This is a genomic window from Streptomyces sp. enrichment culture (assembly GCF_964273145.1).
GTDB lineage: Bacteria > Actinomycetota > Actinomycetes > Streptomycetales > Streptomycetaceae > Streptomyces.
The window spans coordinates 6,337,460-6,354,125 of record NZ_OZ186873.1 but is presented as its reverse complement, the minus strand read 5'-3'; the positions used below and the strand labels follow the sequence as shown (position 1 = coordinate 6,354,125).

Sequence of the window (16,666 nt, the reverse complement as noted above, 5' to 3'; positions counted from 1 at the left end):
CGCCGCGGACGCGTTCGGGCACCGGGTGGCGGGGGAAGGGGAAGGTGTCGTCTACCATCACCGAAAACTAACTCAATCATTGAGATTGTTTTCCGTTGAGAGACTTTCCTCCTTGGAGAACCATGCCCGCCACCCCGCGCCGCGCCCGATGGCCGCGACTGCTCCTGCCCGCCCTGCTGCTGATCGCCTGGCTCGGCGTGGGCGGCGCCACCGGTCCCTTCGCCGGACGCCTCGGCGAGGTCGCCACCAACGACCAGGCCGCCTTCCTGCCGCGCAACGCCGAGTCCACCGAGGTCATCGACGAACAGCGGGCGTTCCGGCAGGAGGAGACGCTGCCCGCCGTCGTGGTGTGGACGACCGACGGCGGCACCCGGGCCGGTGACCGGCAGCGGGCGGCCACGCAGGCCCTCGCCTCCCTCGACGGCGAGCCCGGTGTGGCCGGCCGCGCCTCACCCGCCCTGCCCTCCGAGGACGGGGAAGCCCTCCAGGGCGTCGTCCCGCTCAGACCCGACCTCGGCGACGGCCTCGCCGACGCCCTGGAGCGCGTCCGGGACGCCGCCGAACGCGTCCCCGGCACGACCGTGCACGTGGCGGGACCGGCCGCGAGCCAGGCCGACCTCTCCGACGCCTTCGCGGGCATCGACGGCCTGCTGCTCGCCGTGGCCCTGGTGACCGTGCTCGTCATCCTGCTGCTCGTCTACCGCAGCGTCCTGCTGCCGTTCGTCGTCATCATCGGCGCCGTCTTCGCCCTCGGTGTGGCCTGCGCCCTGGTCTACGTGCTCGCCGACCACGACGTGGTCCGCGTCGACGGCCAGGTCCAGGGGATCCTGTCCATCCTGGTCATCGGCGCGGCCACCGACTACGCCCTGCTGCTGACCGCCCGCTTCCGCGAGGAACTGGCGCTGCGCGCGGACCGCTGGGAGGCCGTACGGGCCGCGGTGCGGGAGTCGTGGGGCGCGATCGTCGCCAGCGCCGCGACCGTCGCCCTCGGGCTGCTCGCCCTGCTGCTGAGCGACTTGACGAACAACCGCGCGCTCGGCCCCGTCGGGGCCATCGGCGTGGCCTGTGCCGTGCTGACCTCCCTGACCTTCCTGCCCGCCGTCCTCGTCCTCCTCGGCCGCGCCGCCTACTGGCCCGCCAAGCCCCGCGCCGCCGACGCCGGGCACGGCGTCTGGGACCGCGTCGCCGGCCTGGTGGACCGTGCGCCGCGCAAGGTCTGGGCCGTCTGCCTCGCGGGCCTCCTCGCCGCCGCGGCCTGCTCCCCCGCCCTCACCTCCAAGGGCGTACCGATGGACGAGACGTTCGTCGGGGACGCGCCCTCCGTGACCGCGCAGCGCGTCCTCGGCGAGCACTTCCCCGGCGGCGCCGGCAACCCCGCCGTGGTCATCGCCGACGCCGACCGCCTGACGCAGGTGACGGCGGCCGCGCGGGGCACCGAGGGCGTCGCCTCGGCGGCACCGGTCACCGCCTCCGGCCGGCCCGGCGGAGGAAAGCCGCTGGTCGTCGACGGGCGGGTCCGCCTCGACGTCACCCTCCGCGACGCCGCCGACAGCGACGCCGCCCGCGACACCGTGGCCCGGCTGCGCACCGCCCTGCACGCCGTGCCGGGCGCGGACGCCGCGGTCGGCGGCTACACCGCCCAGCGGTACGACACCCTGCGCACCGCCGAACGGGACCGCACCCTCATCGTGCCGGTCGTCCTCGGCATCATCTTCGTCATCCTCGTCGCCCTGCTGCGTTCCCTGCTCCTGCCGGCGCTGCTGGTGGTCACCGTGGCGCTCAACTTCCTCGCCACGCTGGGCGTCTGCGCGCTGGTCTTCCCGCACGCGTTCGGCTTCACCGGCACCGATCCGTCCGTACCGCTGTACGGCTTCGTGTTCCTGGTCGCCCTCGGCGTGGACTACAACATCTTCCTGATGTCCCGGGTCCGGGAGGAGTCCCTGCGGCACGGCGTGCGCCGGGGCATCCTGCGCGGGCTCGTCACCACCGGCGGGGTGATCACGTCCGCCGGCGTGGTGCTCGCGGCGACCTTCGCCGCGCTCGGGGTGATTCCGCTGGCCTTCCTGGTGCAGGTCGCCTTCATCGTCGCCTTCGGCGTCCTGCTCGACACCCTGGTCGTGCGGTCCCTGCTGGTGCCCGCGCTCGCCCGGGACATCGGCGCGAAGGTGTGGTGGCCCGGTCGGCTGAGCCGGCGCTGAGCAGCACGTCCGTGTCCTCGGCCACGGTGTCGGAGGAGCCGGTCCACCCGCTGTCGCGGTCGCGGGGAACCAAGCGGAGCGACTCGACGCGTGCGCCGGGGCCGGCGATCGGGCAGCGGGCCTTCCGCGGTGCGGGGTGAGGTTCGGCCGGAGCCGTCAGGGGAACACGGTGCCGTGCACGAAGGGAGTCCGAGATGGCCGACGACGACTTCTACACACGTGATCGCCCGGACAACCCGGAGCTGCCGGAGGACCGGCCCCGGGGTGGCGGCCCGGAGGACGTCTCGCGCACCAGCGGAGGCCGACGGGGGAAGTCCGTGTGGCTCGCCGTCGCGCTCGTTGTCGTCGCAGTGGTCCTCCTGGCGTTCTGCATGCCCTGAGCAGCGACGGAGTCCGAGGCCTTCCCGCACGGCGCGGCCCGGGCGCCGCTCCGGCCGGTCGAGCGGTGACGGATCACCCGGTGCTCGGGGCGGACCCGCCCGCACTGCTCGGGCGCGGCCGGTGGGGCGGGCCCCCGGCGGGCAGGTGAGGGTCTCGGCGCCTCGGCGCATGGCCCGCGCCTCCCCCTGGGAGAGGCCGGTCTCCGGCAGACGGGTCCGCGACCAGCGGGCCGACCGCGTCACGTCCTGTTCGCGGGCGGGGTCGGCGCAGGGGGCTCGTCGGCACGTGCGCCGGCGGATGCGGACCGCGTGAACCGACGGGCCGCACAGCCCGCCGCCCGGACCACCGCGCGCGCCGATGCCCGCTCCGCCGGCCGCCCGGCCGCCGCCGGTCCGCGGCGTCCCGCGGCCGTGGCCGCGCACCCGCGGCGGCTCGTGGGCGAGGTGCGCCCCTCCGCTCGCGCCCTCTCCCCGCACCTGTGGGCGTGCTCGTCGAGGATGCCCGGGATCGGCCCGCTGCGGTCCACCCACCCGCGCCTCGACGCCGTCCCGCGGACCACGCACCTGCGACGGGGGCTCGCTGTCGGCGGTCACCGGATCGGCGTGGTGCGCTTCGACCGGCCTCGCGAGCTCGGGCACCGTGACCGGGTGCCCCTCGGCGGTCGGGCACGTCCGGATACCGGCGCGGAAGGCAGGGGCGGTTCCGACCGCGGTCCCGTGCCCGCCCCGTGCGCCGGGGCGGCGGAGCCGGATCGGGGCCGGACCCGCGGTGGCCCCTCGGCGGGTCCCGCGCGGCGGACACCGGGCCGCCGGCACTCGGGGGTCCGGGCGTTCGCCCGCCCGGCGCCGAAGGTGTGCCGAGTGCGGGCCCGAAACCATACACCGCCCGAGCGGAGGCGTCCAGTAATTCCCAATTGGCACATTTAGCCCGTTTTCGATAGCCGTCCGGTGGTACTCCGACACCATCCCGCCGCTCCGGCGGGATCCCCGGCCCCTCCCCCGGCCGGCCCCTCCGCGGATCCGCCAGGCCCGACCGGGACGGGACCGAAGACCACCACGGCCGATCGAGTCGCAGGGCACCCCTCCTCCAGAAGGACATCGGCAGTGAGAACAATGAGCACTGAGCGCCACCAGGGATCGTAAAAATGTCCGAGTCATCCGGATCTGTCCCCGCGTTGAACAACCGCACCCTCGGCACCTCGCCCGGCAGTCAGCTGGAAACGCCCGGTTACGACCGCGCCCGGATCGAACCGGCCATCGTGCATTTCGGAGTCGGGGGCTTTCACCGCGCGCATCAAGAGGTCTACTTCGACCAACTGGCGGAGCTGGGTTTCACCCGGTGGGGTGTGATCGGCGTCGGCATGAAACGGCGCGAGATGGGACAGGTCCTCGGCGCACAGGACAACCTCTTCACCGTCGTCCAGCGCGGGGCCGGCGACAGCACGGCCAAGGTCATCGGAAGCATGGCCGAGTACCTCCTGCTGGCCGAGGACCGGAAGGCGGTGCTGACACGGCTTGCCGACCCGCGCATACGGCTGGTGACGCTGACGATCACCGCCGACGGCTACCGGCTGCCCGCCGACCCCGGGCAGGCCCGTGACTCGGTGTTCGGCCTGATCGTCGACGCCCTGGAAGAACGCCGGCGCGCCCACCAGGCCCCGTTCACGGTGCTGTCGTGCGACAACCTGCCCGACAGCGCCGCCGCCGCGCGTGAGGCGGTCATGACCCTGGCCGGCCGGCGCGATCCCGCGCTGGCCCGGTGGATCGAGGAGCGGGTCTCCTTCCCCGCCAGCATGGTGGACCGCATCACCCCGGCCACCACGCTGGGGGACCGGGACGAGGTCGAGGAGGACTTCCAGGTGGGTGACCGCTGGCCGGTGATCACCGAACGGTTCACCCAGTGGGTGATAGAGGACGACTTCTGCAACGACCGGCCGCCGCTGGACCGGGTCGGCGCGCTGTTCGTGAACGACGTCGCCCCGTACAAACTCATCAAGAGCCGGCTGCTCAACGGCGCCCACTGCGCGCTGGGCTACGTGGGATACCTGGCCGGGCACCGCACCACCGACCAGGCCATGACGGATCCGGTCGTGGCCGCCTTCGTCGAACGCCTGATGCGCGAGGAGATCGCTCCCCTGCTGCCCGCGGACGTCCCCGGCATGAATCCGGACGAGTACTGCGGCACCGTGCTGGAGCGCCTGCGCAACCCCGGCATCGGGGACCAGCTCGCCAGGCTGTGCCGCCGGGGCTCGACCAAGATGCCCGACTACCTGCTGCCTTCCCTGCACGCCGCGCGCGCCCAGGATCGGCCCCGCACCCGGCTGCTCTTCGCCGTTGCCGCGTGGATGCGCTATCTGCGCGGGGTGGACCTCGACGGCGACCCGATCGACCTGCAGGACGCCCGTGCCGGAGAACTGCGCGAAGCGGCCCTGCGCGGCGGCGACGACCCGGGGCCCCTGCTGGCCTTCACCGACATCTTCGGCGACCTCGCGGACGACACCGTGAGCGTGGCCGCCGTCCGCCGGTTCCTCGCCGGCGGCTTCAGCAGTGGCAGGAGCCTGCGGTCCGCCATGCAATCGACGGCACGACCTGCCGAACGCCCCGTTCCCCCTGGAGCGCAGGAGACCCATGAGCATTCCGGACCTCACCCGAACCACGACGCTGCTGCTTGACGCCGACGGAACCCTGTTCCCGTCCGAGGAACCGGCGTTCGTCGCCTCCGCAGCGGTCACCCGGGACTTCGCCCGTCACTTCGGCCTGACGGGCGACTTCTCCCCCGAGCACCTGCGGCGCACCACCACGGGCAGGAACTTCCGCGCCACGGCCCGGGACCTCGCCGAACGCCAGGGGGTCCACCTGGACGCCGGTGAGCTGGAGAGGTGGGTGGAGCGCGAGAAGACGGAGGTGACCGCCCACCTGGGCCGGATGCTGAGGCCCGGGCCGGACGTGGTGGCAGCCGTGTCGGCACTGGGCCGCCGCTACCGGCTGGCCGTGGTGAGCTCCAGTGCCCTGACGCGCCTGGCCGCGTGCTTCACCGCCAGCGGCCTGGACGCTCTGCTGGCGGCCGACCGACGCTTCAGCGCCGAGGACAGCCTGCCCGTGCCGACCAGCAAACCGGACCCGGCCATCTACCGGTTCGTCCTGGACAGGCTCGGCATCACCGCCCGTGAGGCCCTCGCCCTGGAGGACTCCGTGACCGGCGCGGCGTCGGCGGTGGCGGCGGGCATCCCCACCGCGGGCATCGTGCAGTTCGTCCCGGCCGGCGAACAGGCCGCCCGCATCGAGGAACTGGGCCGCGCCGGGGCGGCCTGGGTGCGGCGGAGCTGGCGGGAGCTGACCCGCGACCTCACCGGCGACACGGCACTGGTGGCCACGTGACGGGCACCGGGCGACCGCGTGACCTCACCGTGCCGTCAGGTCGGCCGCGGCCCCGGCACGCCGGCCCGCAGGACCCCGGACCGCGGCGTCTGAACGGGTCCGCCGGGCCGCCTCGTCCGTCCCGCCGACGCCGCTCGATGCTCGGGTACCTGGTGATGCCGCGGCCCAAGGACGCGGTCAAGGCACTGCTGATGCCCTTCACCTTCGCGCTGGCCGTGGCCGCCGGCGCGCACGCGACGGAGCAGACCGTGCTGCGGGCCCTGGTGGTCTGGGGAGCCCTGGAGCTGCTCATCTACCCCGCCCGCTACCAGTGGAACGACATCCGCGGGTTCGTCGCCGATCAGCAGCACCCCGCCGAACGGGACCGCGGGCGGCTGCCGGGACCGATCGAGCGGGCCCGGGCACGCGTCGGCGCCAGTGGCGCGGTCGCGGTGGCACGCCTGCTGGTCACCGCGGCCCTGGCTCTGGCACTGCCCTCCCTTCACCTCACCGGCATTCTCGCGGGGGTGACCGCGGCGGTCTTCGGCGCGGCCTTCGCCTACGAGGCCCTGCGCACGCGGGGCACGGGGCGCAGCGGGACGGTGCCGCCGCCGGTCCGTCCCGCGGTGGTCGCCCTGTGGGTCGTCGTGGGCGCCGGTTACGCCGTCCGCGGCATGACCGGCCTCGCGCTCGTCGTCGACCTGGGCCGGCGTCCGGCCCTGGCGGTGTCGGCGACCGTGGCGCTGTGGGCGTTCGGCATCGCGTTCGTCACCAGCAGGTGGGCCCTGGAGAGCCTGGCGTTCGCCACGTCGGACCACGGCCGGCTGACCTGGACGGCGCGGGCCGAACAGGCCCGGGAGCACCTCCTGTCGCTGGTGCGCTGGCTGCCGTCGCACCCCGCCGGGGCAGCCCCGGCCGACTGGGCACCGCTGCGAGGCCGCACCTCGCCCGCCGCCCCGTGGAACGTGGCGGCGGTGGTCGCGGGGACGGCGGCGGCCGTGACGGGGGTGCTGCTCACCGCGCACGTCCCGGTGGAGCGGGCCGTGGCCGCCGCCGCGCTGGGCGCGGTCACGACCTCGGTGGTGATCCTCCTTCCGAGGGGGCGTCCCGCGGCCGTCCTCGCCGGCTCCGCCGCGCACCTGACACTGCTGTTCCTCACCGCGCAGCCGCGCCCGCCGGCCGCCCTGCTGCCCTGGTTGTCCCTGATGGCCGCCTACCTCACCTTCAGCAGCCGCTGCCCGAACACGATCGGCGCACTGCCCGCACGCGTGCGTTCCCTGGTGTCGGCCCCACTCGTTCCCCTCACCCGTGCGGTGGTCGGCCAGGCCACCTGGGAAGCCGTGCGGAGGGACGCCGATGGACCTCGATGACCTGCTGGGCCTCGCCCGGGACGCCGCTCGGGCGGGCGCCCGCACCGCCACCTCCTGGCGCGGGCGCGCCCATGGGCTGCTCGTCGAGGAGAAGGCCGGCCCCGACGACCTGGTCAGCCAGGCGGACCGGGACACCGAGCGCGCCATCCGGGCCGTCCTGGCGGAGCACCGGCCGCACGACACCGTCCTCGGCGAGGAGGAGGGAACCACCACGGGCCGCAGCGGAGTGCGGTGGATCATCGATCCGATCGACGGGACGACCAACTACCTCTACGGGCGTCCGGACTGGGCGGTCAGCGTCGCCGCGGCCGACGCCGACGGGGACCGGCTGCTCGCCGGGGTGGTGATCGAGCCCGTGCCGGGCCTGCTGACCGAGGCCCGGGCCGGCGCGCGCACCACGGCGAACGGCACGCCCACCGCCGTCCTGTGCCAGCACGACCTCGCCCGCGCGCTGGTGGAAGTCAACCTCGGCCGGCCCGAACAACGTCCCCGGGCGGGTCCCATGGTGAACGCCCTGCTGCCGCGGGTGCGCGACGTGCGCCGCGGGGGCAGCGCGGCAGCCGCCCTCGCCCAGGTGGCCACCGGCCGCGCGGACGCCCTGTGGGCCCCCGGGCTGCAGCCGTGGGACTGCGCCGCGGGTGTGCTGCTGGTGCAGCAGGCGGGCGGAACGGCCGGTGACCTGACCGGCCCGACGCCCGGGACCTGGCCGCGCAGCGGCGACGTCCTGGCGGCCCCGCCGGCTCTGTGGGAGTCCCTCCGGTCCCTCCTCGCCGTGGTGTACCCGCGGACCGGTGCGCCCCGGACCGGCCGCGCCGACACCGGTGGCGAAGGCCAGGGGCGCGCCGGTGCGGGACGACCTCCCGCACGGGAGCCGCTCCGGTTCGGGGGAGGCGACGGCCCCGGTCGGCACTGAGAGGTCGTTTTCTCCCGTTGTTTCATCCCGGAATCTGTGGCTGGTGTGGCTTGCGGGTCGCGCCAGGAGATGGTGTTCCCATTGGTGAGGCGGTGGGCCATGAGGTCGGTCATGGCGAGGTGGATCATGGCTTCGGAGCGGGCCGGGAGGGTTTCGTAGTCGCGGGCCAGGCGGCGGTGGAGCATCAGCCAGCCGTACGTGCGCGCCACGGTCCAGCGTTTGGGCAGCGGGGTGAATCCTCTGGTGCCGGGGGTGCGTTGGACGATTTCCCTGTCGATGCCGAGGGTGGCTGCGTGTTCGACGAGGTGTTGGCGGCAGCCGCCGTCGGCCTCGGGCGGCGCCCGAACGCCAGGGCCCGGCGGCGGCGCTTGGATCGCCAGGCCGCCAGGACCGGCTCGACCAGCTCCCAGCGGGCATCGGACAGGTCACTCGGATACGCACGACGTTCGCTCATGACCTGGATGTACCGCCGGCCGGCTGCGGGGGCGGGGTCGTTGCGGTGCGCCGGTAGGCGCTGGGGCTGATGCCGCGGGTTCGTTTGAACGCCGCACTGAACGCGAAGGCGTCGGAGTAGCCCACGGTGCGGGCAACCTCCGCGACAGTCATCGTCTCGCGCTCGGTCAGCAGGTCTGCCGCGAGCGCCATGCGCCAGCGGGTGAGGTAGGTCAGCGGTGGCTCGCCGACCAGGTCGGTGAACCGCTTCGCCAACGTGGCTCGCGACACTCCGGTCCGGGCGGCGAGCGAGGCAACCGTCCACGGCGCTGCCGGTTCCCCGTGCAGCAGGCGCAGCGCGCCGCCCACCACCGGGTCGCGCCCGGCGGAGTACCAGCCTGGCGGAGTTCCGCCGGGCCGGTCGAAGTACTCGCGCAGCGCGCACACCAGCATCCAGTCCAGCAGTCGGTCGAGGACGACTTGCTGGCCCGGTGTGTCGGCGGCGACCTCGGTGGCGAGGTGGTCCCACACGGGGTCGGGCCCGTCGCCGGATCCCACGCGCAGTACGACGGGCAGCGCGTCCAGCAGCCTGCGACTTATCTCGCCGCGCACCGGATAGGCGCCGACGACCAGGGTCGTCGTGTTCTCCCCGCCGGTGCCGGCGTCGTGCCAGCCGAGCCGGTACCGGGTCCCGCCCTGCTCGGGCGTCGAGCAGAACGCGCCGCACGCGACGGGGTCGGCCCGGGTGCCCACTTCGTCGACGAAGAGGAACGGCGCGGGGCCCCGCACGATCACCGTCTCGCCGATGCCCAGACGCTCGGGCGGGCGGTGCTCCGGCACGATCCAGCCGCCTCCGGAAAGGACGGTGCACAAGGTCAGCGGTGCGCCGTCCACGAAGTGCAGCGACCAGGGCGGGGACAGGGTCGAGCTGCCGAACAACGAGCCGTGGGCCCGCAATCCACGCAGTAGGTCGCCGAAAGCATCCACACGCCAAGGCTAGACGATCCAGACGATCACCCAGGTGATCTGGCGTATCACCTATGGAATCGTCCGGGTGCGTACCGTTGACTCGCTGTCATGAGCAACGACACCACTCTGGTCCTCGGCGCGACGGGCAACACCGGCCGGCGGGTGGCCGCCCGGTTGCGGCTGCGCAACACACCCGTGCGCGCCGCTTCCCGTTCCAGTCCCACGCCGTTCGACTGGTTCCACCCCACCGGCTGGGACCAGGTCCTGCGGGGCGTCACCGTCGCCTACGTGGTGCCCCCGCCCGTGCCCGGTCCGGTGCACGACTTCGTGGCGCGGGCCGAGGCCGCCGGTGTGCGGCGCCTGGTCCTGCTCTCCGGTCACGGCGCCGACGATTGGGGCGACTCCCCGTTCGGGCTGGACATGCGCTCGGCCGAGGACGCCGTGCGCGGCTCGGCGCTGGAATGGACCGTCCTGCGTGCCTCGAACTTCGCCCAGAACTTCGACGGGCACCCCTTCCGCGTCCCGCTGGCCGCCGGCGAACTGGCGCTTCCGGCGGGTGCGGTCCCCGAGCCGTTCATCGACCTCGAGGATGTCGCCGACGTGGCGGCCGCGGTACTGTCCGAGCCCGGCCGGCACGCCGGTCGAGTCTATGAGCTGACCGGGCCGCGCGGGCTGACCTGGGCGGAGGCAGTCGAGCTGATCTCCCGGGCGTCCGGGCGGCCCATCGTCTTCCGGCGCATTTCCCCGGCCGAGTACACCGCGATGTTGATTCGGGAGGGCTGGAGCGAGGACGAGGCCCAGCACCTCGCCGAGATGTTCGTGCTGCTTGAACGCGGGGTCGCCGCCTGGACGTCGGACGATGTCGCCACCGTGCTGGGACGCGCGCCGCGGACGTTCGAGGACTTCGTCCTGCGGGCCGCGGCAGCGGAAGCCTGGCGGTGCTGAGTCCCGCGGGTCCTTCGCCTGGCGTACTGGAGGACTCCGCGGGGCGGAGCACCGCGCGCCATCCTGCACATCCTCACCACTTGTCAACGCGTAACCGGAGCCATCGATGCATGCCCTGCTGGTCACCGCCAACCCGGATCCCCGGTCCCTGACGCATTACGTGCTGGGAAGACTCGAGGCAGCGCTTCAACCCGGTTCGGTCGAGATTGCCGACCTGTCCGAGGAGCGGTTCGACCCCCGGTTCACACCGGCGGATCGTCGGGCGTACCACGAAGGCGGCAACTATCCGGCTGACGTCATGGCTGAGCACCGTCGTCTTGAGCGTGCCACCGATCTCGTGCTGGTCTTCCCCGTGTACTGGTGGTCGATGCCTGCACTGTTGAAGGGGTGGATCGACCGTGTCTTCGTCAACGGCTGGGCCTTCGAGCACTCCCCCGCTACGGGCCTGCGGCCGAAACTGCAGAACCTCACCACCCATCTCCTCCCCGTCGCCGGCGACGACTCCGGTGCGTACGAGCGTCACGGATACGAGAGCGCACTGCGGACGCAGATCGAGCACGGCATCGTCGACTACTGCGGCAGCCGGCGCGGCTCCACAGCGTTCATCCACGAATCCGAACAGCTCTCCCCCGAGGCCACGGTGCGCGAGGTCGACCGTGCGGTGCGGACCATCAGCGAAACCATCCGCGCCCGCCTGAAGGAATGAGGCGAGTCGGACACCCGCTGAGGCTGTCCGGGAGAACACGACCGGGTGGCCGCACCGACGGTGTAGAGCTGCGCTGGAGTCTCCGTGTTCGCCGTCCGACGGCTCATCGCGCCGTAGGCTCCGTGCCCGTCGACCACCGAGGCCGATGTCCCGTTCGCGGCGACCTGGTTCTTGAAGCCCTGATCGACCAGGGCTTCGCGGACGCTTCCGCCGGCGTACTCGGCGACCTGGTCCAGCAGGACGATGCCCGCGGTGTTGTCGTCGGTGTTCGCGGCGAGGACGACGGCCGCGACGACCAGGCCGAGGGCGTCCACGGCAAGCCCCCGCTTGCGGCCGGGCGCCGCTTGGCCGGGTCGTGGAGGCGGGGACCCCGGCGGCCACGTGGACGCTCCGGGTGTCCAGGACCACCGGGGTCGGACCCTCCACTGAGATTGTCGGCGTGATGTCGCGAGGCTGACAAGCGATGGTTGTCGCGGTATGCCGGAAGTATGAGGTATCCGCAAGGCGGCGGCCTGACCGCCGAGCGGCGGGCGTTTCGCGAACGCATCCGCATGGAGGCGGCCGAGATGTTCGCCGAGGGACAGGACAATGCGACGGTGGCGAAGGAGCCGCGGGTCAGCGTGCGCTCGATGCAGCGCTGGCGCCGTTCCTGGCAGGAAGGCGGCCGACAGACCCTGCGCTCCGGGGGATCGGCTGCCCGCCCCAAGACGGGAGTGTCTGCGGAACGGTGTAACTCCGTTGGTTGATTTCAGTTGTTAGCGGTGCCGAGGGTGAGTCGGCCGTCGAACGCGATGTCGAAGGCGTTCAGGGCCGGCTTCCAGCGGCGGGTCCACGCCTTCGTGCCGGTGCCTTTCGGGTCCAGGCTCATGATCGCCAGGTAGACGCACTTGAGGGCGGCCTGGTCGGTCGGGAAGTGGCCGCGGGCCCGGACGGCCTTGCGGATCCTGGCGTTGACCGATTCGATCGCGTTGGTCGTGCAGATGATCTTTCGGATCTCCGCATCGAAGGAGAGGAAGGGCACGAACTCCGCCCAGGCGTTCTCCCAGAGCCGGACGACGGCCCGGTACTTCGTCCCCCACTTCTCCTGGAACTCGCCGAACCGCTCGGCTGCCGCGGCCTCAGTCGGAGCCGTGTAGACAGGCCGCAGGTCCTTCGCGAGCTTCTCCCAGTCCTGCCGGCCCGCGTAACGGAAGCTGTTCCGCAGCAGATGAACCACGCAGGTCTGGACCACGGTCAGGGGCCAAACGCGGGTCACGGACTCGGGAAGTTCCTTCAGTCCGTCGCAGACGACCATGAGGACATCCGCGACGCCTCGGTTCTTGATCTCGGTGAGGACGTGCTGCCAGTACTTGGCTCCCTCACTGCCGTCTCCGACCCACAGGCCGAGGATGTCGCGGGTTCCTTCCGCGGTCACGGCGAGCGCCATGTAGACGGGCCGGTTGGCGACCTGGCCGTCGCGGATCTTGACGTTCACGCAGTCGATGAACACGACCGGGTAGACGCGGTCGAGCGGACGGTTCTGCCACTCGGTCATCCGCTCGAGCACGCTGTCCGTGATCGTGGAGATCGTCTGCTTGGACACCTCGGCGCCGTAGACCTCGGCGAGGTGCGCGGAGATTTCTCCGTGAGTGAGGCCCTTCGCCGACAGCGACAGCACCATCTCGTCGACGCCGGTCAGTCGCCGTTGCCGCTTCTTCACCAACTTTGGCTCGAACGATCCGCTCCGGTCGCGCGGGACGTCGATCTCCACCGGCCCGACCTCCGTCGTCACCGTCTTCGACCGGTGCCCGTTGCGGTAGTTCCCGCTGCGGCCGTCCTCGGTCCGCTGGCCGTTCTCCCGGCCGAGATGGTCGGTGAGCTCGCCCTCCAGGGCTCCTTCCAGCACCAGTTTCGTCAGCTGGGCGAGGAGTCCTCCCTCTCCGGTCAGGGTCACACCGTCAGCCTTTGCCTGAGCCATCAGCTGGGCCACCAGAGACCTGTCCAGAGACGGCGCAGCCGTCTCCTCGTCCACTTCGGTGGTCGAACGCGTATTCTGCTTCACGGTCCTGCTCCCATCGGTCACAGCAGCCTTAACTGCTGCCACTTATTGGGGAGTTACACCGTTCACGCTACAGACCCAACGATGGGTTCGGGGTGCTTTCGAGAGGTCGCTTTCGTCTGCAATGCATTGTCATCGTCGGTTTTCTGCGGTGGACTGGTGTGGTGTTGATGAGGCTGCCGTTCCGAGTGGGGTTCAAGGGCTGGATGAGGTGACGGGTGGGGCTGGAGGCGGTTCGCGCCTGTTTCATTCCAGGACGCCTGATCGAGTCGCGTGCTTCCACGAGGCGGAACACACGCCTGGGCGCACTCGTCTGCCGGCGGTACATCCAGGTCATGAGCGAACGTCGTGCGTATCCGAGTGACCTGTCCGATGCCCGCTGGGAGCTGGTCGAGCCGGTCCTGGCGGCCTGGCGATCCAAGCGCCGCCGCCGGGCCCTGGCGTTCGGGCGCCGCCCGAGGCCGACGGCGGCTGCCGCCAACACCTCGTCGAACACGCAGCCACCCTCGGCATCGACAGGGAAATCGTCCACGCACCCCCGGCACCAGAGGATCCACCCCGCTGCCCAAACGCTGGACCGTGGCGCGCACGTACGGCTGGCTGATGCTCCACCGCCGCCTGGCCCGCGACTACGAAACCCTCCCGGCCCGCTCCGAAGCCATGATCCACCTCGCCATGACCGACCTCATGGCCCACCGCCTCACCAATGGGAACACCATCTCCTGACGCGACCTCGCAAGCCACACCAGCCACAGATTCCGGGATGGAACAACGAGAGCGACCTCCGAGATCGCCCCGCCCTCAGCCCGTCAGCGCTTCGCGCAGGAGCCACCGTGCCCTTGCCGCGCTCCCGGGTCCGTGGGGTGGCGGCCCGGCGAAGCGGTACCGCCGCTCGTCCCGGCCGGGCAGTCGTCACTCGTCGAGGGCGACCTGGGGTGTGTCGGGGAACAGGCGGGCGAGTTCAAGGGCGGGGTTCACTTCGGTGGCGAGGAGCAGGAGCCGCAGCGGCTGGGGGGCGAGGTTGGTCACCGTCGTCTTGCGGGGCGGACCCTCCCGTGACGGTTCCTCGAAGAGCAGGTGGAGGCCGGCGACGTCCATGAAGTGGGCGTCGTGCAGGTCCCAGATCAGCTCGGTCACATTCGGCGGGAGTCCGGCAGCGGCGGCACGGAGCGTGGGCAGGGTGGAATAGTCGATCTCACCGTGCACGGTGATGCGAGCGGTGGTGCCGTCAATCCGCATGGTGAAGTGCATGGGCGCCCCTTTCCAAGGGTGAGGAGCCCAAAGGCGAAGCGCCCCTTGGAAGGAACGGGCCGACGATGGCGGGAACCGGGTGCCCTAGAAGGGGGCGACTCCCGGGACCCGAAAGACCGGTACCCGCGGCGCCGGTCGGTCTCATGTCCGCCCATCATCGCACAGTGGGACCCGCGCGGCCCCGTGCGGAGGTGACCGCGGTCGGCGCGCGCACCGGCCGAAGGCACGGTTCGAGGCGGTCCGGCCGGTGGCCCGGGACAGCGTGCGGGCGGCCCTCGCCCCGGGGGAACCGGTGTCCCGACCCGGCCCCGCACGACCACCGGGACGCGAGGACACCGGGCCGGCACCCGCCGCGAGGCGCGCGCACCGCGCACGACGCAGCCCGCGAAGCGGCGAACGAAGAAGACGACCGCCCCACGGCCCCGCCGCACGGGTCGGGGATCGAGCCAGGCGCCGTCGACGGTGCCGAAGCCCCGGAAGGACACGATCAGTACCGGTTGCCGCGGGGATCCGGGGCGGGGCGCGGGACACCGGCCGGCTCCGACGCCGGCCTGGGGCTGCGATGCGGCCGGGGAGCTCGCATCCTGGAGATGGGGCATCGAACTGTCCAGCGGCGAGCACGGGAGGCGGAGAAGGCCATGGCGAAGGGCGGCAGCGAGCGCGAACAGATGGAGAAGGGCGACAAGGTGGTCTGGAGCAGCCACGGCAATGAGGCCGAGGGAAGGGTGGAGGCGAAGATCACTGAACGGACGGAGGCAGCGGGAAGAACGGTGGACGCCTCCGCGGAGGATCCGCAGTACGAGGTACGCAGCGAGAAGTCAGGCAGGTCCGCGGTACACAAGCCGTCCGCGCTGAGGAAGAAGAAGTGAGCGGCGTGCACGACGAAGAGCGCGAGGCGACCTGGGACGAGTTCCGCGAACTGGTGAACATGAAGCCCGCCCAACTGGAGGAGTGGCTGGCATCGGAGGAGTCGCAGGGCGCCGGGCAGCACAAGGACGGCGACGAGTCCACCGGGCATGCCTCCGGCCGTCGCATCCTGGAGATCCTGCGCACCAGGAAGGCCGACCTCTCGGACGACGACTACCGGCACATGCACAAGGTCGTCGGCTACGTCCGGCGACATCTCGCCCAGCGGCCGCCGGGCGACGTCCGGGACACCCGGTGGCGGTACTCGCTCATGAACTGGGGACACGACCCCTTGGCGTGACGCGGGTGGGGTGGTCGGCGTACTCGTCCCCGCTCGCTGCGGGGGCGTCGGCGAGCCGGCCGTGCGCGACGCGCCGGACGCCCGGGACGACCCCGCCGATCGAGAACCGGATCCGGTGAGCCCGCTCGCCCCGGATCCGGAGTCGGCAACGGTCGATCGGCACGGGGGAAGAGGAGCGCAGACCGCGAGGTCACAGCGGGAACGGCGTTGTTACGATCTTCGACATGCGTGAAGCGGACACCGCGGTCGGCGGTGAGGATGTACGCCGGGTCGTCCGCCTGGCCGTCGAGACCCTGCGCCGTGCGGACGCCCCGGACCTGGATTCCAGGGCCGGGACGCTCGAGTGGACGTGCCGGGAGACGCTCGAGCACCTGGCCGACGACCTGTTCACCTACGCCGCGCGGTTCGGGCTCGCCGAGCCGCCGACGTCCGCGCTGCTGCCCTTCAGGACGCGCAGCGACCGAAGCGGCGGGCCGGCCAACGTCATCTCCATCGAGCCCGACTCGGGCATCGAGGGGCATCTGCTCGTCCTCGAGGCGTGTGCCGGCCTGCTCGCGTCCGCCCTGCTCGCGGCCCCCTCGGACACCGTCGCGTATCACGTCTTCGGACCCTCGGATCCCGAGGGATTCGCCGCCATGGCCGTGGTCGAGACCCTGGTGCACACCCACGACGTCTGCCAAGGGCTGAACCTGGAGTGGTCACCGCCGGGAGAGCTGTGCGAAAGGGTCCTGGACAGGCTCTTTCCCCACGTCGCCCGCGGCTGCGACGCGTGGGAGACCCTGCTGTGGGCGACCGGGCGCACGGCCCTGCCCGACCGCCCGCGGCTCACCGAGTGGCGCTGGTACGGCACACGGCACGTGTGACGTACCGGTGGCACCGTCCCCGGCGCTGTGGCCGAGG

The 16,666-nt window shown here is 72.2% G+C and carries 14 protein-coding genes and 3 pseudogenes; 13 read left to right on the top strand and 4 right to left on the bottom strand.

The window, feature by feature from the left end; translation table 11 throughout:
* The first annotated feature begins 122 nt into the window (after positions 1 to 122).
* The 6 genes from ACSU6Z_RS28160 to ACSU6Z_RS28135 all read left to right on the top strand — a co-directional run bounded on the left by ACSU6Z_RS28160 (position 123) and on the right by ACSU6Z_RS28135 (position 8,218).
* The gene (locus ACSU6Z_RS28160; protein WP_437049865.1) at positions 123 to 2,198 is read left to right on the top strand and encodes an MMPL family transporter; all 2,076 of its coding nucleotides are present in this window, start codon (positions 123 to 125) and stop codon (positions 2,196 to 2,198) included.
* 194 nt (positions 2,199 to 2,392) lie between these two features.
* Positions 2,393 to 2,578, top strand: coding sequence for a hypothetical protein (locus tag ACSU6Z_RS28155; RefSeq protein WP_437049864.1), 186 nt, complete (start codon positions 2,393 to 2,395; stop codon positions 2,576 to 2,578).
* A gap of 1,175 nt (positions 2,579 to 3,753) precedes the next feature.
* Positions 3,754 to 5,250, top strand: a complete 1,497-nt coding sequence (locus ACSU6Z_RS28150) for a mannitol dehydrogenase family protein (RefSeq protein WP_437049862.1) — start codon at positions 3,754 to 3,756, stop codon at positions 5,248 to 5,250.
* Positions 5,207 to 5,956, top strand: coding sequence for an HAD family hydrolase (locus ACSU6Z_RS28145; RefSeq protein ID WP_437049860.1), 750 nt, complete (start codon positions 5,207 to 5,209; stop codon positions 5,954 to 5,956). The genes ACSU6Z_RS28150 and ACSU6Z_RS28145 overlap by 44 nt, the downstream gene beginning before the upstream one ends.
* A gap of 155 nt (positions 5,957 to 6,111) precedes the next feature.
* Entirely contained in the window at positions 6,112 to 7,305 is a 1,194-nt protein-coding gene (locus ACSU6Z_RS28140) for a hypothetical protein (protein WP_437049858.1), read from the top strand.
* The gene (locus tag ACSU6Z_RS28135; RefSeq protein WP_437049856.1) at positions 7,292 to 8,218 is read left to right on the top strand and encodes an inositol monophosphatase family protein; all 927 of its coding nucleotides are present in this window, start codon (positions 7,292 to 7,294) and stop codon (positions 8,216 to 8,218) included. The genes ACSU6Z_RS28140 and ACSU6Z_RS28135 overlap by 14 nt, the downstream gene beginning before the upstream one ends.
* Before the next feature lie 22 nt (positions 8,219 to 8,240).
* Here the strand turns inward: ACSU6Z_RS28135 and ACSU6Z_RS28130 are convergent.
* Positions 8,241 to 8,547 (bottom strand): annotated as a pseudogene (locus ACSU6Z_RS28130) (transposase); the annotation flags it as partial.
* A gap of 121 nt (positions 8,548 to 8,668) precedes the next feature.
* On the bottom strand, positions 8,669 to 9,637 hold the full coding sequence (locus ACSU6Z_RS28125) for an AraC family transcriptional regulator (RefSeq protein ID WP_437049854.1): 969 nt from the start codon (positions 9,635 to 9,637) through the stop codon (positions 8,669 to 8,671).
* Between the two features lie 90 nt (positions 9,638 to 9,727).
* Here ACSU6Z_RS28125 and ACSU6Z_RS28120 point away from each other — a divergent pair, with 90 nt between their 5' ends.
* The 3 genes and pseudogenes from ACSU6Z_RS28120 to ACSU6Z_RS28110 form a co-directional block, all read left to right on the top strand.
* Positions 9,728 to 10,564: an NAD(P)H-binding protein gene (locus tag ACSU6Z_RS28120; protein ID WP_437049853.1), complete on the top strand. Its 837-nt coding sequence runs from the start codon at positions 9,728 to 9,730 to the stop codon at positions 10,562 to 10,564.
* A 106-nt stretch (positions 10,565 to 10,670) separates the two neighbouring features.
* On the top strand, positions 10,671 to 11,270 hold the full coding sequence (locus ACSU6Z_RS28115) for an NAD(P)H-dependent oxidoreductase (RefSeq protein WP_437049851.1): 600 nt from the start codon (positions 10,671 to 10,673) through the stop codon (positions 11,268 to 11,270).
* Positions 11,271 to 11,758: 488 nt separating this feature from the next.
* Positions 11,759 to 11,977, top strand: a pseudogene (locus ACSU6Z_RS28110) (helix-turn-helix domain-containing protein); the annotation flags it as partial.
* Between the two features lie 41 nt (positions 11,978 to 12,018).
* Here ACSU6Z_RS28110 and ACSU6Z_RS28105 read toward each other — a convergent pair.
* A complete protein-coding gene (locus ACSU6Z_RS28105; protein WP_437050278.1) occupies positions 12,019 to 13,227 on the bottom strand; it encodes an IS256 family transposase in 1,209 nt (402 codons plus the stop codon).
* A gap of 541 nt (positions 13,228 to 13,768) precedes the next feature.
* Between ACSU6Z_RS28105 and ACSU6Z_RS28100 the strand changes: the two are divergent.
* Positions 13,769 to 14,034, top strand: a pseudogene (locus tag ACSU6Z_RS28100) (IS5 family transposase); the annotation flags it as partial.
* Between the two features lie 186 nt (positions 14,035 to 14,220).
* On the opposite strand, the gene ACSU6Z_RS28095 reads toward ACSU6Z_RS28100, so the two are convergent.
* Positions 14,221 to 14,559, bottom strand: a complete 339-nt coding sequence (locus ACSU6Z_RS28095; protein ID WP_437049849.1) for an STAS domain-containing protein — start codon at positions 14,557 to 14,559, stop codon at positions 14,221 to 14,223.
* A gap of 638 nt (positions 14,560 to 15,197) precedes the next feature.
* Between ACSU6Z_RS28095 and ACSU6Z_RS28090 the strand changes: the two genes are divergently transcribed.
* From ACSU6Z_RS28090 to ACSU6Z_RS28080, 3 genes are all read left to right on the top strand, one after another.
* Positions 15,198 to 15,428: a DUF2945 domain-containing protein gene (locus ACSU6Z_RS28090; RefSeq protein ID WP_437050520.1), complete on the top strand. Its 231-nt coding sequence runs from the start codon at positions 15,198 to 15,200 to the stop codon at positions 15,426 to 15,428.
* Between the two features lie 5 nt (positions 15,429 to 15,433).
* A complete protein-coding gene (locus ACSU6Z_RS28085) occupies positions 15,434 to 15,766 on the top strand; it encodes a DUF3140 domain-containing protein (RefSeq protein WP_437049848.1) in 333 nt (110 codons plus the stop codon).
* A 224-nt stretch (positions 15,767 to 15,990) separates the two neighbouring features.
* Positions 15,991 to 16,629, top strand: a complete 639-nt coding sequence (locus tag ACSU6Z_RS28080; RefSeq protein ID WP_437049846.1) for a hypothetical protein — start codon at positions 15,991 to 15,993, stop codon at positions 16,627 to 16,629.
* The last annotated feature ends 37 nt before the right edge of the window (positions 16,630 to 16,666 follow it).

Bases quoted from the DNA above. Each gene is read 5' to 3' on its own strand.
- ACSU6Z_RS28160 (WP_437049865.1), top strand. From the start codon at position 123: ATGCCCGCCACCCCGCGCCGCGCCCGATGGCCGCGACTGCTCCTGCCC.
- ACSU6Z_RS28155 (WP_437049864.1), top strand. From the start codon at position 2,393: ATGGCCGACGACGACTTCTACACACGTGATCGCCCGGACAACCCGGAG.
- ACSU6Z_RS28145 (WP_437049860.1), top strand. From the start codon at position 5,207: ATGAGCATTCCGGACCTCACCCGAACCACGACGCTGCTGCTTGACGCC.
- ACSU6Z_RS28140 (WP_437049858.1), top strand. From the start codon at position 6,112: ATGCCGCGGCCCAAGGACGCGGTCAAGGCACTGCTGATGCCCTTCACC.
- ACSU6Z_RS28135 (WP_437049856.1), top strand. From the start codon at position 7,292: ATGGACCTCGATGACCTGCTGGGCCTCGCCCGGGACGCCGCTCGGGCG.
- ACSU6Z_RS28120 (WP_437049853.1), top strand. From the start codon at position 9,728: ATGAGCAACGACACCACTCTGGTCCTCGGCGCGACGGGCAACACCGGC.
- ACSU6Z_RS28115 (WP_437049851.1), top strand. From the start codon at position 10,671: ATGCATGCCCTGCTGGTCACCGCCAACCCGGATCCCCGGTCCCTGACG.
- ACSU6Z_RS28105 (WP_437050278.1), bottom strand. From the start codon at position 13,227: ATGGCTCAGGCAAAGGCTGACGGTGTGACCCTGACCGGAGAGGGAGGA.
- ACSU6Z_RS28095 (WP_437049849.1), bottom strand. From the start codon at position 14,559: ATGCACTTCACCATGCGGATTGACGGCACCACCGCTCGCATCACCGTG.
- ACSU6Z_RS28090 (WP_437050520.1), top strand. From the start codon at position 15,198: ATGGCGAAGGGCGGCAGCGAGCGCGAACAGATGGAGAAGGGCGACAAG.
- ACSU6Z_RS28080 (WP_437049846.1), top strand. From the start codon at position 15,991: ATGCGTGAAGCGGACACCGCGGTCGGCGGTGAGGATGTACGCCGGGTC.